Source organism: Bartonella sp. AP88HLJMH, from assembly GCF_042195605.1.
In the GTDB taxonomy this organism is placed as follows: Bacteria; Pseudomonadota; Alphaproteobacteria; order Rhizobiales; family Rhizobiaceae; genus Bartonella.
The window spans coordinates 146,232-162,477 of the sequence record NZ_JBHIOR010000001.1 but is presented as its reverse complement, the minus strand read 5'-3'; the positions used below and the strand labels follow the sequence as shown (position 1 = coordinate 162,477).

At 38.2% G+C, this 16,246-nt stretch carries 9 protein-coding genes; 3 read left to right on the top strand and 6 right to left on the bottom strand.

The genetic code is table 11. From position 1 onward, the window contains the following. Window positions 1-15 precede the first annotated feature (15 nt). The 3 genes from addB (at window position 16) to trxA (ending at window position 7,115) form a co-directional block, all read left to right on the top strand. A complete protein-coding gene (addB, locus tag ACFIMA_RS00565) occupies window positions 16-3,135 on the top strand; it encodes a double-strand break repair protein AddB (protein WP_375652379.1) in 3,120 nt (1,039 codons plus the stop codon). A 2-nt stretch (window positions 3,136-3,137) separates the two neighbouring features. Beyond that, window positions 3,138-6,614 carry a double-strand break repair helicase AddA gene (gene addA / locus ACFIMA_RS00560; protein WP_375692987.1) on the top strand — a complete coding sequence of 1,159 codons (3,477 nt, stop codon included), beginning with the start codon at window positions 3,138-3,140 and terminating at the stop codon, window positions 6,612-6,614. Window positions 6,615-6,791: 177 nt separating this feature from the next. Further along, window positions 6,792-7,115, top strand: coding sequence for a thioredoxin (trxA, locus tag ACFIMA_RS00555; protein ID WP_375611361.1), 324 nt, complete (start codon window positions 6,792-6,794; stop codon window positions 7,113-7,115). Between the two features lie 679 nt (window positions 7,116-7,794). Here the strand turns inward: trxA and tsaE are convergent. The 6 genes from tsaE to accD all read right to left on the bottom strand — a co-directional run bounded on the left by tsaE (window position 7,795) and on the right by accD (window position 16,215). Then, window positions 7,795-8,265 (bottom strand): tRNA (adenosine(37)-N6)-threonylcarbamoyltransferase complex ATPase subunit type 1 TsaE, encoded by a 471-nt coding sequence (tsaE, locus tag ACFIMA_RS00550; RefSeq protein WP_375632126.1) that lies wholly within the window; start codon window positions 8,263-8,265, stop codon window positions 7,795-7,797. A gap of 51 nt (window positions 8,266-8,316) precedes the next feature. Continuing rightward, a complete protein-coding gene (locus ACFIMA_RS00545) occupies window positions 8,317-10,782 on the bottom strand; it encodes an ATP-binding protein (RefSeq protein WP_375632127.1) in 2,466 nt (821 codons plus the stop codon). Between the two features lie 34 nt (window positions 10,783-10,816). Next, a complete protein-coding gene (ahcY, locus tag ACFIMA_RS00540) occupies window positions 10,817-12,214 on the bottom strand; it encodes an adenosylhomocysteinase (RefSeq protein WP_375692988.1) in 1,398 nt (465 codons plus the stop codon). A 713-nt stretch (window positions 12,215-12,927) separates the two neighbouring features. Further along, the gene (locus ACFIMA_RS00535) at window positions 12,928-13,926 is read right to left on the bottom strand and encodes a complex I NDUFA9 subunit family protein (RefSeq protein WP_375620876.1); all 999 of its coding nucleotides are present in this window, start codon (window positions 13,924-13,926) and stop codon (window positions 12,928-12,930) included. 44 nt (window positions 13,927-13,970) lie between these two features. After that, window positions 13,971-15,290 carry a bifunctional folylpolyglutamate synthase/dihydrofolate synthase gene (locus tag ACFIMA_RS00530; protein ID WP_375652383.1) on the bottom strand — a complete coding sequence of 440 codons (1,320 nt, stop codon included), beginning with the start codon at window positions 15,288-15,290 and terminating at the stop codon, window positions 13,971-13,973. Between the two features lie 4 nt (window positions 15,291-15,294). Beyond that, on the bottom strand, window positions 15,295-16,215 hold the full coding sequence (gene accD / locus ACFIMA_RS00525) for an acetyl-CoA carboxylase, carboxyltransferase subunit beta (RefSeq protein WP_375611366.1): 921 nt from the start codon (window positions 16,213-16,215) through the stop codon (window positions 15,295-15,297). Window positions 16,216-16,246: the final 31 nt, after the last annotated feature.

Here is a 16,246-nt window from a genome sequence, read left to right as displayed (position 1 = left end):
CCAATATGAGATCATATGACTTATAAACCACGTGTCTTTTCTATATCTTCTGGAATGGCTTTTTTGCCTCACTTTGTTGAGGCACTGCTCTCCGGTACCCTTATTGATAATTTCGCTCCCAATGGAGACATTCAAACTGCCCTTGCCGATAGCCTTATTTATGTTCCGACACGTCGTGCTGCTCGCGCTTTACGTTTAGCCTTTGTTGAAAGAAGCGATACACAATCAACTTTCTTACCAACCATTCGTGCTCTAGGAGATGTCGATGAAGACAGTTTCCTTTTTGTTGAAAATCATACCAGCACTCTGAATCCACCCATTGGAAAAAGTGAACGCTTACTGCTTTTAGCGCGCCTTATTCGCCCATGGCGTGAAAATTTACCTGCGCATCTGCGTGCCATGTTTGGTACAGAAGATGTACTTATTCCGGCTCATAGTGCTGATGCAATTTGGCTTGCTCAGGATTTAGCGCATTTGATGGACGAAATTGAAACAGAAGGAGCAGATTGGTCGAAACTTAAAGATATTGCACCTGATATGGTCGCTGAATGGTGGCAAATAACGCTCGACTTTCTGACTATTGTTACGCAAAATTGGCCACAAATCTTGACCGAAAGGCAACGAAGCAATCCCGCGGAATGGCGTAATCAAGCACTCACAATGCATGCAGAGACTTTGCGATGCACGCAGCCTGATAAACCTATCATTGCTGCTGGTGTGTCAGGTTCTATGCCCGCAGTTTCTCATCTTTTAAAGGTTATAGCTTCTCTGCCCAAAGGGGCTGTTGTTCTTCCTGGCCTTGATCTTCATATGGATGAAGAACAATGGAATGCACTAAGCACAAGCAATAAAGAAAAAACAGCTTGTGATTTTTTTGATCCTGCAGAAAATGTTTTTAGCCATCCTCAATATCATTTAAAAAAACTTCTAACTCTCATGGAGTGTCAACGTCATCATGTTTGCGAAATTGGCCAACAAAGTATAACAAAGAAAAAACGAATGGCTCTTTTATCAGAAGCACTCCGACCTGCTTCTACAACAGATAAATGGATACAAATTGTCCGTGATGATTATGAAAATCTTTGTGCAGATTGGTCATTTATTGAAGCTATAAATGAACGTGAAGAAGCTCTCGCTATAGCTGTTACCTTACGCAAAGCTATTGAAGAACCTCAAAAAACTGCGGCTCTTATTACAAATGACCGTAATTTAGCACGCCGTGTTGCCGTGGAATTACAGCGATTTGGAATTGAAGCAAATGATTCAGGCGGAATACCACTTGCACAAACATTGCCTGTAACTCTCTTACGACTTATCTTAGAAAATGTATTGCAACCTGATGATCCCATTGCTTTTCTTTCTCTTCTTAAACATCCCCTTACAACACTCCAACAAAATCGTCATCGTTTACGGGAAATGGCAGAAAATTTTGAACTTTTTGTTCTTCGAGGGAATACAGGGCGTATTAAGCTTTGCGAGTGTGATCAATTTCTTGAAAAATGGATTGAAACATACTTTCATAATAATTCTGAAATCAACGCTCTTGATCAGCAGAAATGTGAAGAAGCACGTTTCCTTTGTCATCTTTTGAGGACAGCTATTGAACCTTTAACATCTCTTATGAAACAAGAGAAAGAATGCACCATCAATGAGGCTGCAATAGCAACTGTTGAGATTTTTGAAAATTTTGGTCGCAATGAGGATAATTCTCTTGCACATCTTTATCAACATGAAGCAGGACAAGCCTTATCAAATTTTCTACGTGAATTGGTCAGTGATCAATCCGGATTAACATTTCATCTTTGCGAATGGCCTGCTATGTTTTCTGCCATAATAGCAACTCGTTCCGTCGCACCTTCGCCTGGGGGACATCCACGTTTATTCATCTGGGGTACTTTGGAATCGCGTTTGCAAACGGTTGATACAGTGGTCATCGGCGGTCTTAATGAAGGGTCATGGCCAATATCAACCCGAAATGATGCTTTTTTATCGCGACCGATGAAAATGATGTTAACTCTGGAACCACCAGAGCAGCGTATTGGTCTTTCTGCGCATGATTTTCAATGGGCAATGGGAATGGATAAAGTGGTGATGAGTCGCGCATTGCGCGTTAATCATACGCCTTCCATTCCATCACGCTGGCTACAACGCATGGAAACAGTTGTAGGAAAACAGGTTTGGGAACAAATCCGTGAACGAGGTGAAATACTACGCCATTGGGCAAAGATGCTTGATCATACAAGCATAACTTCTGAGGTGGAACGTCCTTGCCCTTCTCCACCTCTTGATATACGCCCGCGCCATTTTTCAGTCACTGAAATAGAAACATTGCGATATGATCCCTATGCTATTTATGCCAAAAAAATCTTAAGGCTCAAACCACTTAAAGAACTTATTCATGATCCTAGCGCTTCAGAACGAGGAACACTTTATCACGCTATTCTTGCAGCTTTTTGCACACAAATGAAAAATCCAAATGCTGCAAATGCACTCAATGTACTGCTTGCTATTGGGCGTAAAGAGTTTGATAAGTTCAATTTTCCACCCGATATTGAAGTAATTTGGTGGAATAGTTTTGAAAACCTTGCTCCACGCTTTATTCAATGGGAACAAAGTTTAGGGCTGCGAGAGCGATATTCGGAAGTGGTATCACAAAAAATTCCTATAGGAACAACAGGAGTAACCCTTTCAGGACGCGCTGATCGTCTTGATGTTTTGCCAGATAAAACGGTTGAAATTCTAGATTTCAAAACCGGAACCCCTCCTTCATCAAAACAAGTTCGTGAATTATTATTTCCGCAATTGGCTTTAGAAACAGCTTTACTCATACAAGGGGGCTTCCCAGATTTTCAAGATTTTACACCCTCAAATTTATTTTACATTCCCCTTAACAAAAAAGGTGAAATTAAATCCCAATCAATTCTTTTAAAGAAAAAAGACGGAAAAACTTATCTAAGTGCTGTTGATCTTGCTGAAAATGCATGGGAAAATCTTATCGCACTCATAACTTATTATCAAAATCCACAACAAGGCTATCTCTCACATGCTGTCCCCATGTCAAAACGATATGAAGGTGACTACGACCATTTGGCTCGGTTGTGGGAATGGTCAAGTGGTTTTCATAAAGAAGAGTAATCATGACGTTTTTTTCTATTCCTGAAGCCGCTCTTGATGCACAAGCAACAGCAACACATCCCCAAAAAAACGTGTGGGTTTCTGCAAATGCTGGATCTGGAAAAACCCACGTTTTAAGTGAACGTGTTATCCGTTTGCTTTTAAACGGTACGCCTCCAGCACGTATTTTATGCCTTACTTATACAAGAGCTGCTGCTGCTGTTATGCAATCACGAATTTTTCGCACGCTTTCTAGTTGGAATGAGCTCGATGATGCACAGCTGCAAGAAACCTTAACACGGTTTGAAAAAAAACCTGTTAATGCGCAAAAACTAACTTATGCACGGCAACTCTTTGCGCGTGCCCTCGAAACGCCTGGTGGCTTAAAAATTCAAACGATTCATGCTTTTTGTGAAGCTCTCTTACATCAATTTATGTTAGAAGCCAATATTGCAGGGCATTTTGAACTTCCCGATGATATCGGTCGAAAAAAATTACAACAAGAATCCCGTCGCGAACTTTTAGCCCGTCGTGATGTACAACCTGCTTTGCAGCTGTTACTTCAAGTTATTAGCGAACATACTTTTAATCAATTGCTCTATGAGGCAGTTGAAAAGCAACATAAATTGTCTGATTTTTTATCTTCTCTTTTATCTGAAAATGGAGAAGAAAAATTGCGCGCGCTTTTTAACTTAGCGCCCAATGAAACAAATCAATATCTTCTGGAACAAATTAAACAAACAGCGCGCCTTCCTCTTTATGCTCTTAAGCATTGTGAAACCAATGGTAATCAAAGCTTTAAGGATATGGTGGCAAAACTTTCCCAATTAGAAAAGGTGCATGATGAGACAAATATTCTCAATATTATTTCTGATGTTTATTTTACAACAAAAGGTGAGCCGCGTAATTTTTCACATTTATTTCATAAAAAATCAGACGAAATTTGGCCTTTTATTCAACAAATGCTTGAAGATAAACAAAACAAGCTTTCTGTTCTTTTAGAAAAATATCAATGCGCAAAGGTTGCCACCCTCAATATGGCTGCTTTTCAGCTCTGTACTATTTATCTCAAAATTTATAAGAATCTAAAAAAGTCCAATGGCTTCTTAGACTTTGATGACCTTATTGAGCGTACACTTCATTTGTTACAGCGCAAAGGTGCAAGCCAATGGGTGCACTATAAACTTGATCAGGGACTTGATCATATTCTACTTGATGAAGCACAAGACACCAACCCTGAGCAATGGCAAATTATTCAACTGTTGGCACAGGAATTTTTTTCAGGGTATAGCCAACGAACAAACATACGGACTCTTTTTGCTGTTGGAGATGAAAAGCAATCTATTTATTCTTTTCAAGGCGCTGCTCCAGAAAATTTTGCTGAAAATGGACGAATTATTCAAAAAAAAGTGCAGCAAACAAATCAGCAATTTGAAAAAATACAACTGCATTATTCTTTTCGCTCTACAGCAGATGTTCTTAAAAGCGTTGATCTTGTTTTTGAAACACCAGAAAACTATAAAGGACTTTCGGCAGAAAATACAAAAACGGTGCATGAAGCTATCCGTGTTCACAGTCCCGGTGAAGTTGTTATATGGGATGCCATTTCAAAAGAAACGAGTGAGTTTCCTCAAGATTGGCATGCAACTGTTAATCATTTAGATACACCTGAAGTCCGTTTAGCAGAAAAAATTGCTGAAACGATTGCTGACTGGTTACAAAAAGGCGAAATGCTTCCAGCAAAAGGACGCTTAATACGTGCAAGTGATATTATGATCTTGGTCCGTAAACGTGATCAATTTGTCTCAGCTCTTTCTCGTGCTCTTAAACACCGTAATATTCCCGTAGCAGGGGCTGATCGTTTACAGCTTACCAAACATATTAGTATCCGTGATTTAATGGCGCTTGCGCGTTTTGTTTTACAGCCACAAGATGATCTTTCTCTTGCTTGTGTTTTAAAAAGCCCACTTTTTGCTCTTAGTGAAGAGGAACTCTATCAGCTTGCCGCACACCGCACCGGCTCTCTTTGGCAAAGTCTGTGTGCGCATACATCATCGCAGGTATCTTTTAAAGATGCTTTTGAGAAGCTAAACCATTATCGTGCTTTAGTGGATCAAATACCGGTTTTTGAATTCTATAGCTATATTCTGAACAATGATAAGGGACGGCAAAAAATTCTATCCCGTTTAGGATCTGAAGCAAATGATGTGCTCGATGCTTTTATGGATTATACGCTCACTATTCAAAAAACAGGATTACCAGGATTACAAGCTTTTTTAGAAACATTAAGTGCAAGCGAACCAGAAATTAAACGTGAATTTGAACAAAGTAATGAAGAAATTCGCATTATGACTGTTCATGCTGCAAAAGGACTAGAGGCTGCTGTTGTGTTTTTAGTCGATCCTGGCAGTGCGATTTGGCATCCTCAGCATGCGCCTCACTTGCTTAAAGTTCCTTTAAACAATGCACAATGGAACGGAAAACAAGCCTTTATTTGGCATCCCAATGAAAAGTTTAATACAAAACTCTCTAAACAAGCAATTTCATATTTAAAAGAGCGTGCAGAAGAAGAATATAGGCGTCTTCTTTATGTAGGAATGACACGCGCTGAAGATCGCTTGTTTATTTGTGGGTATAAAGGTCCGAAAACGCCATCTCATACATGGTTACAACTCGTAAAAAAAGCCCTCGAACCGCATGCCCTTGCTATAAAAGATTCTTCGGAAGATATTGCAGCTTGGCGTTATTGCATTACACCTGCTTCTTCTGCTTCTATAAACTCAAAAGTTCCTTCCGCTGAATGCCAAACCTTACCACCTTTGCCTGCTTTTTTCTCTCATAAAGTACCAGCAGAACCAGTGTTACCAAAACCGTTAAAACCGTCAGTGGCGAGCCTTTCCATTGAAGCTGATACAGAGCTGTCCTCAAGTCCAAAACAGCTTACCACTTCACCTGTTTTAGGAGCCATGAACACAAACAGAGCTTTTTCCATTGAATATGGTAATCTCGTTCACCGATTGTTACAGTATTTGCCCGATTGTCCCCCACAAAAACGTCGAGATTATGCTCGAAACTATCTCAATATCAAAGCCTCTCATTGGCATGAGAGCCAAAGAGAAGATGCTCTTTGCCATATTTGGAAAATATTAGATCATGTTTATCTCAAACCCCTTTTCTCTGAGCATTCACGTGCTGAGGTCTCCTTAATGGGTATTGTGAAAATTCGTGGAAAAGAACAAGCAATCTCTGGTCAAATTGACCGTCTCTACATCACGCAAAACAGTGTTATCTTTGCAGATTTTAAAACAGGAACCCCGCCAGAAAATGAAGCTGCTATTGCTTCCCATCATTGGTTGCAAATGGCTCTTTATCGAAAATTATTGCAAGCTATTCATCCCGATAAAGATATACAGGCTCTGCTTATCTACAGTAAAGAAGCCAAAATTTTTAAACTTCCTCCAGAAAAACTTGAGGCATTTCTTAGTGAAGTTGCCTTATAAGTTACTCTTTTCCTTGCAAAGCATTTTTACATTTTATTTACTTTCATAAAATCGCTCAAACAAACACAACGCACAATCCCTGGTGTAAAAAAGTCCTTTAATAATTTATCTTTGCAATAACTTGATATGAATTGTTATTATACCAATCTATAAAAGGTGAATATAAAGGATAAATCAATGACGTGTATAAAAGTTGATAAGGACAATTTCGAAAGTGAAGTTCTAACCTCTTCCACCCCTGTTGTGGTTGATTTTTGGGCAGAATGGTGTGGCCCTTGCAAAGTGATTGCTCCAATTTTGGATGAAATTTCAATAGAAATGCAAAATCAAGTTAAAATTGCTAAGGTAAATATTGATGAAAATCCGGAACTGGCTACCCAATACGGAGTACGTTCTATCCCTACATTACTAATGTTTAAAAATGGAAATATTTCATCGAATATGGTTGGCGCTACCTCTAAAGGACGTCTTTCTGAATGGATAAAAGATGGGCTTAGTTAATTCCACATATAATCACTATAAAGGAGAGAAGTTTTGTCTCTCCTTTTGACTTTTTTAAAATATTCTTTTTTGCATTATATTATAATGAAAAGACAATAAAAATCAAAATTGTAAATGAATTTAAGAATTCGTGCTTTTATGCATGATTCAATTGACCATTTTTATAAAAAATTGCTTTGTATGAAGAATATAGGCAATTCTTTCCTTATAGGCGCGTTAAAAATATTGGGTGAATGATAATTTCATTAAAGGTATTTCTTCTTAGATAAGACTATTGAGATAGATAGTGTTTTCAACACATAAAGGGAGATTTTAAGCAAAAACTTTGCAAATTACTTTTCTGAAGCTCACAATTTTTAAGCAGAAAGAGACAAGCAATTCACTACAGGTTATATAATGCTCTTCTAAAGGGTTATCACTTCAATTTAAAATTCTCTTATACTATTCTCTAAAATCAAAATTGTAGGTATCAGATTCTCTAAAATAAATTGATGAATTTCTATAAATTAACGGCTGTTCTTTGCAATTTATGTCATTGTTATATAAAAGAGTCAGCATTTCGTTTCATCTTCCATGGTTGGTGCCTCCATGAAGCCTTCTTTATGTTGTCCATCATCTCAGATTTCATAGGTAGTACTGAGGTATTATCAAATTAAAAAATGATGATGTTCATGTTTTTTTAAAATGTACGAATTGTAAAAGACTGTTGCAAACATTCAATGGAATGTTGCGCTGATCTAACTGTTACATGACGCCCATGTTCTTTATAGTGTAAGGTGAGTGCAAAAGTGGCGAGTTCTAAAAGAGCTGTATTTCTTTCTGGCCATTCAACAAGTAAAATATTTTTCTCACGAGTTTCATGAAGCCCTAATTCATCAATTTCTTCTGCCATAGAAAGGCGATAAAGATCAGCATGAATAATTTCAAACTTTGGAAGTTGATAGCTTTGCACAAGAGTAAAAGTAGGGCTTGGAACATCCATAGTGTTATCGTTCGCAAGTGTTTGAATGATTGTACGTGCAATGGTTGATTTTCCAGTTCCAAGATCTCCTTGCAGCGTTACAAGATCTCCTGGCTTTAAAGAAAGAGCTAAATTTTGTGCAAAAAGCTTTGTTGCCTCTTCATTTTCAAGAAAAAAACTAAAATTCATTAAAAGTTCCATGAAATGGATGAAAAATTTTTGTTATCATAAAGGTTAAAATTAAAAAATCGTATCTCCTTTGGAGAGTGGGAAAAAACATTTAACTGTTGTTCCTTTTCCAGAACCGGTAAGAATTTCAACATGTCCACCGTGTAGTTCAACGAAACTTTTTACAAGGGAAAGGCCAAGACCCGCTCCCGCACGCCCACCATGGTGTGAATGGGAAGAAAAACGTTTAAAAATACGATCAAGGACGTCCTCTGGGATATCAGAGCCCTGATTGTGAACGCTAAAGACAATGTTATCATCTTGTTCATCGACGCAAAATTCAATAGTACTCGCCTCCGTTGCAAAATTAATAGCATTACTCAGTACATTCACAAAAATTTGATGCAAGCGCTTTTCATCAGCAGAAATAGAATTTAAGGAAGGAGAAATTTGTTGTAAAAGCGTAATATGCCGTCCATTAAGGCGATCTTCTACACGTGCTACTGCTTGTATCATAGCATCGGCAATGTTAACCGATTTTATGTCCAACTCCATAATGCCTGCATCAAGGGTAGCAAGATCAAGAATATCGTTAACAATATTTAAAAGAGTTCCTGATTCTGAATGAATGTGTTCAAGATATTCTTGTTGACGTTCATTGATAGAGCCGAAAATTTGATCACGTAAAATATCGGAAAATCCAATAATATTGGTGAGAGGTGTGCGTAATTCATAAGAAACATGTTGGACAAATTCATTACGCAAACGATCAGCACTTTCTAATGCTTCATTTTTTTCTTGAAGAGCACGCGCAACATGGACAGTGTCCGTAACATTCACAAAAGTAAGCATCGTTTGTCCATTAGGAAGAGGGACCAGAGTATAGTCAATAATCATATCATTTTTAAGATCTATACGACCTGAAAATGTTTCACGTTTTTCAGCAAAACCGGTAATGAACTTGGTAAATTGATCCCATTCTTGCCCCAAGGTTAAGGCTGAACAATGGCTTTGTAACTGTGTAATATGGGTTCCTTCTACCAGTAAATTATAAGGAAGAGACCACAATTTCGACAAGGCAGGATTCGATAAGCGAAGGCGTCCATCAGTACCAAAAACGACCACACCTTCAGAAAGTTTATCAAGTGTTTCACCTTGTATTTTAATAAGTGTATTATAACGGCGCTCAAGATCAATTTTTTCTGTAAGGTTTTCGTAAAGCCAAGTGACACCTCCTTGTGGATGAGGGTTCGAGACAACACGCACCGTACGTCCATCTGGAAGATTCCAAATTTGTTGGTTCGATTCTGTTTGCCAATAGGCTTTTAAAAGTTCTTCTTTCCATGCGCGCCAATCAGGGTGTTCAGCAATGAGCCCCTTTTCACGTAAACGTTCAAGAAACAATGTATGGCTTGGTTCACTTTCTAAAAAAGAACTCTCCAACGGCCATAAAATTTTGAAAGCATGATTACAGAATTTTAATTTTTGGTTTGTATCAAAAATGGCTACAGCTGTTGAAATTTGGTCAAGTGTTTCACAATGGCTTTGAAGAACATATCTTAATTCATGAGCAAGATTTTCATATGCGCTGTCATCACGTGCAAAAGCTGCCATCCCTTCAGCTGTTGTAATACGTGTGAGATGAAAACGGTGCCGTTCTCCACCAATAACCGTATGAACATGTTCTTGAAAAATTGTTTCTGTTTCATCTGTTTTGCGTTGTGTATTTTCATTGAAAAGATCCCCCACGTCATCACTGTCTTCACGAAAGTCTGTCATTTCTCTAAAGGCGCGATTGATAAAACAAACTTTTCCTTCACAATCTTTTATCCATACGGGCTCTTGAATAAGATCAAGAAGATTACGCTGCATTCTCAGTTCAGTAAGAAGGCGGGCGATATCTTTCTGTAAACGAGAATTTTCACTCTGTTGTTTTGAGATATCTTGAAAACGAGCAATGGCGACTGTTCCTGCGATGACTCCTGTAACTTGTAGCAGTACATTGTTTGTGGTGGTGATAGAAAGATCAAAAGGGTGACATTTACAACGTAGTTGAGTCAATGCATAATCAAGTTCTCGCAGAGAATTTTCTTCAACCCAGAGCTCAAAACGCTGAAAATCTTTCTGATCGATTCCTATTTTTTGCAATGCAGAAAGAGCACCAACAACACGGGGTAAGGTTGTTGGATTTTCCCAAATAAGAAGGAATTGCTCGGTTTCTTCCAGAAGCCATTCATAATATTTAAGTTTTTCAGAAAAATTTGCCTGAATTATCTTCAAAGGCTTCTGTGCAGTTTTTTTTGCACGCACGGTAACAGCTATACACGAGAGAAGTGAAGCACAAGAAATTCCTCCACACAGCGCTAAAAGCAGCCATGGACCATTCGGAAAAGTGAAGAAAAATGGTAAATAACCTTCCAATGACTGAGCAAAAGCGCATGTTGGAGAAAAAAAGAAAAAAAAGAAAAATATATACGTATAGATTCGGATCTCTTTTTGAGTTTTTTCTTTGGGGTTATAGTCACCAAAGCTGAGCACGGCATCTTTCCCTTTTTTAACCCAAGGAAACGTATTAGTAACGGTAATGGTTTGGTTTATAAGGTCCTTGTGGTGAGACTCCAATATAAGCGGCTTGTTCTTCTGATAAAACACTTAATTTTATTCCTAACCGATCCAGATGTAGACGTGCAACCTTTTCATCAAGATGTTTAGGCAAAACAGTGACTTCATTTGTATAGTGTTCTGAACGGGTAAAAAGTTCAATTTGCGCTAAAACTTGATTAGTAAACGAGGCTGACATGACAAAAGAAGGATGCCCAGTCGCATTCCCGAGGTTTAACAAACGCCCTTCAGAGAGCAAAATGATGCGTTTTCCATCGGGAAAGGTGATCATATCAACTTGTGGTTTAATATTTGTCCATGGCAAATTTCTAAGGGCAGCGACTTGGATTTCGTTATCAAAATGACCAATATTTCCAAGAATACACATATCCTTTACTTGTCGCATATGATCTAAACGAACAACATCTTTATTGCCTGTTGTCGTGATGATAATATCAGCACTGGAAGCAGCATCATCCAAACTAACAACTTCATAGCCATCCATAGCGGCTTGAAGAGCGCAGATAGGATCAATTTCTGTTACTTTAACACGAGCCCCAGCACCAGAAAGAGATGCTGCTGAACCTTTTCCTACATCACCATAACCACAGACAATGGCAGTTTTACCAGCGATCATCACATCTGTTCCACGTCGAATACCATCGACCAATGATTCTTTACATCCATATTTATTATCAAACTTTGATTTAGTGACGCTATCATTAACATTAATAGCAGGAAAAGGTAGAAGTCCTTCTTTTTGTAACTGATAAAGACGGTTTACACCTGTTGTGGTTTCTTCGCTTACACCTTTAATTGCCGCGCGCTGTCGTGTAAAAAAACCTGGCGTTGCATCCATACGCTTTTGTATTTGTTTGAAAAAAATTTCTTCTTCTTCTGTTTTGGGATGCGATAAAATATCTTTATTTTGTTCTGCACGATTTCCCATTAAAATATAGTTTGTGGCGTCAGCTCCATCATCTAAAATAAGATTGGAAGGATTACCATCTGGCCATTGGAAGATTGCATCTATATAAGTCCAATATTCTTCCAATGTTTCACCTTTAATGGCAAATACAGGAATGCCAGTTGCGGCGATAGCTGCTGCTGCATGGTCTTGCGTAGAAAAAATATTGCTAGAGCTCCATCGTATATCGGCGCCAATCGCTTTTAATGTTTCAATTAAAACAGCTGTCTGAATTGTCATGTGCAATGAGCCAGAAATACGCGCTCCGCGCAAAGGTTGGCTGGAAGAAAACTCCTTACGACAAGCCATCAAACCAGGCATTTCTGTTTCAGCAATATCAAGTTCTTTACGACCATAAGCGGCAAGTGCAATATCTTTGACAACAAAATCTTGAGCTGCCATTCTTCATTCCTTTAAAATAAGTTTTTCCAAGACGGTAGGAGAAATTAAAAAAAAATGCAAGACAAGAAGAGGACTTCTTTATGTGAAAAAGCTCTTTTAAAATCTCCATAAATTTGTGCAACAAATATGCATTTATGGATCTGAGTAGTGATGTTGTTGATGGAGTAGGAGATCTTCATGATAAGTTTTATTATATAAACAAAATTCTATCCTTTTCACGTAACTTTAAAGCTTTTAAAAGTCTCCAGAGGGAATACCTTTTAAATAATAAAAATGGTGCATTGCTTTACAGTTTTTATATTGATTTTTATGGGATAATATCGAAAGTAGTATACTCGTATTCTACTCACTTATGCGGTTGTTGAAAAAGGAAGAATTACTTTAATCTCATTATTAAGCTTTTTAGCAAAATAATATAAATGCAAAGCCATAGATTATCATGTTTATGGATAGGCAGTTCAGAATCGGTTCTTTAGGATTCCAATGTTGCACCTGCTCTTGGATAAAGACAGTTTATAAGAAGTGCTTTTCTCCTGTTTTCAACGATTTTTATCAAAAGACTATAGATATACGATTAAACATTTTTTGTGATACTGAATAGAGTATTTAAAATGTAAAAACATCACTCTATTGAACACTCTGATTTTAAAACCGCTAACAACGCGCTATGAATTATAAATCAAATAATTAACTCAGTTTTGGAAGAATTTATTCTAGACGAGTAGGTTTTGGGAAAATTGACCATGTGGACGAAATCGCCAGAGATAACTTGGCAAGAATGCTGCCATTGCTCTGGGGGTAATACCCACACCTTCTAGAGTATATCCATTCTCTATAGCTTCTTTAGAAACAATGTTATCCATTTGCAAAAAACGTATCTGATTGGCTGTTACGAGTGTTGGTACAAAAGGCAATTTACCGATTGTTCCCAAAATTCCTCCAATCAATAGACCAGCAGAAAGGGGCATGGATAGGATTGTTTTTTTACGGTGAATAATTTTGAGTATATTTTCAAGAGTATTTTGGAAGGTGATAATCTGGGGACCACCAAGATCATAATTTTTTCCCCAAGCAACCTGTCCATCTAAAGCGCGCACGATAAACTCAGCAACGTCACCAACATACACGGGTTGCAATTTGCTTTGTCCACCTCCAAAAAGAGGCATAATTGGTAAAAAACGTGACAAATCTGCTAAGGTGTTAAAGAAACAATCCTCTGGTCCAAAGATAACGGATGGACGGATAATAATTGCTTGAAGATGCTTGTTGTGAATGATTTGTTCACCCATAAACTTAACACGTGCATAAAGACATGAAGCATTCTCGTTAGCCACAAGTGTTGACATATAGATGAGCGGAATACCAGTTTCTGCTGTTAATTCAGCAACATTGTAAACACCATCAATTTGTGTGTTTTTAAAATTCGATTGACTTGCTTGTTTTAAGCTACCGGGTAAAAACACTGCCGCATCAGCTCCAAGCAATGCGCGTGCAACAGAGGCACGATGCTTGATATCTGTTTTAAGCATTTGGGTTTGTCCTACTTCTCCTATTTGGAGCATATAATAAGCTTTTTGTGGACAACGAACAGCGATGCGAACGCGATATCCCCGCTTAGTCAAAGTTTCAACGACATGTCGTCCTACAAAACCGGATCCGCCAAAAACAGTAATGAGTTTAGGATGTTGATAAAGTGCACAATCAAGTTGCATGATTAAAAAGTCTATCTTTCAAAGCTTTAAAAATAGCTAATTATCTAGCACGGTGGTGTTTTATTGTCACGCAAAATATCACCCGCAAGATAAAGAGAACCACTAATAAGAACAATAGCCTCTTTATATTCCATTTTAATTTTATGCAAAGCATCTTGTAGGTGCGCTTTTGGGGCAGCAGGGATTCCTACTTTTTGGGCTGATTTAGCTAAGTCTGTTGGAGAGATACTGGCATTATTGTCAAGCAGCGGTATCGTATATACTTTATCGACAAGGTTAGCTAAAGGACGAAAATAACCGACAGCATCTTTGGTATTAAGCATGCCAGCAATCATAATAATGGGGCGATCTGTTTTTTTTCTCCATTGTGTAAGTTCTGCCGCAATAACTTTTCCTGCAGCAGGATTGTGACCACCATCTAACCATAAATCAATATCAGGAGATAGTTGATCAACCAAAAGTCCTTGGGTAAGATGCTGCATTCGTGCGGGCCAATAAATATTTTTCAAAGCGTCATTTATGGTTTGTTCTGAAAGTTGAAAACCCGCTTGATAAACTGCTTCAAGAGATGCACCAGCATTGGCAACTTGGTGGTCTCCAATAAGGTTAGGAAGGGGAAGATCCATGAGACCTTGATTGTTTTGAAAAACCATACGTCCATGTTCTTTATAACTTTGATAATCTTGATCAAAGAGAACATAAAATGCTTTATTTTTATTAGCAAGGGGTATTAAAGTAGCAAGAGTTTCTTCATAATTTTGCTTCCCAATGACTACAGGAACGTTTGGTTTGATAATCCCTCCTTTTTGAAAAGCGATTTGAGCAATTGTATTTCCAAGAAAGCTCTCATGATCATAATCAATGGGCATAATAAGCGATACAGCTGGTTTGTTAACGACATTGGTAGCATCAAAACGTCCTCCCAATCCAACTTCTAAAATGACAACATCAGCTGGATGTATACTAAACAACATAAAGGCAGCGGCTGTAAAAATTTCAAAAATAGTAATCGGCTCTTGACGATTTACTTTTATAATTTCACGGATTGTCTCAGCCAATTGGTTTTCTGTAACAAGTTGACCACCTCCTTTTTGACCTAACCGGCAGCGTTCATTCCAGTTGACGAGATGAGGTGAGCTATAAACATGAACGCGGTATCCTGCACTTTCCAAAAGAGCACGGCAAATTGCTGAAGCAGATCCTTTGCCATTTGTTCCAGCGATGTGAATAACAGGGGCAAGTTTTAAATGTGGGTTACCAAGACGCTCTAAAAGGTGAACAATACGCTCTAAAGAAAGATCAAATTTTTTCGGATAATTTCTTAGTAAATCATCCACCACCCTTTGTATTTGACTTTGTTGCATAAACTTAAGCTGCTTTTGTCCTAGAAAGCGATGTTTGAGAGTCTGTTGGGGATGGATCGGAAGGGTTAAAAACAGCAGGGCGTTTCATCATCAAGCGTAAAATACGCGCAATTGTTGTTTTCATTTCTAAACGCGATACAACCATATCAATCATACCATGTTCAAGCAGATATTCACTACTTTGAAAACCTTCTGGTAGGGTTTCACGTATAGTTTGTTGAATCACACGTGGACCAGCAAAACCAATCATAGCGCCAGGCTCGGCAATGTGAATATCACCAAGCATGGCGTAAGAAGCAGTAACACCACCGGTGGTTGGATTAGTCAGCACAACAATATAGGGAAGCTTTGCTTCTTTCAACATTTCAATCGCTACAGTTGTACGGGGCATTTGCATCAACGAGAGTGTTCCTTCTTGCATGCGTGCACCACCAGAAGCAGCAAAAAGAACCAGCGGACGCCTTTCAGCAATGGCAGTATCAAAAGCTTTGATAATAGCTTCTCCTGAAGCCATACCAAGTGATCCACCCATAAAGGCGAAATCTTGAACAGTTGCAATAATTGGTAAGCCTTCAATCGTACCACGTGCACTTAAAATATTGTCATCAACCCCAAGTTTAGAACGATAATCTTTTAACCGGTCAATATAGCGTTTTTCGTCACGAAATTTTAAAGGATCTGTTACAACTTTTGGATTTTCAAGAGCTGTATAAACACCATCATCAAAAAAATGCATGAGACGATTTTTAGCACTGATACGCATATGATGACCAGAATTGGGAGCTACAAATTGATTAGCTTCCAGATCTTTATGGAAGACCATTTCACCACTGGTAGGATCTTTAATCCATAGATTTTCTGGAATTTCACGGCGCCCCAATATAGAGTTAATTTTAGGACGAACATAATTTGTAATCCAGTTCATCTTTATAACCTTCCTTTAAATATTGTGCATC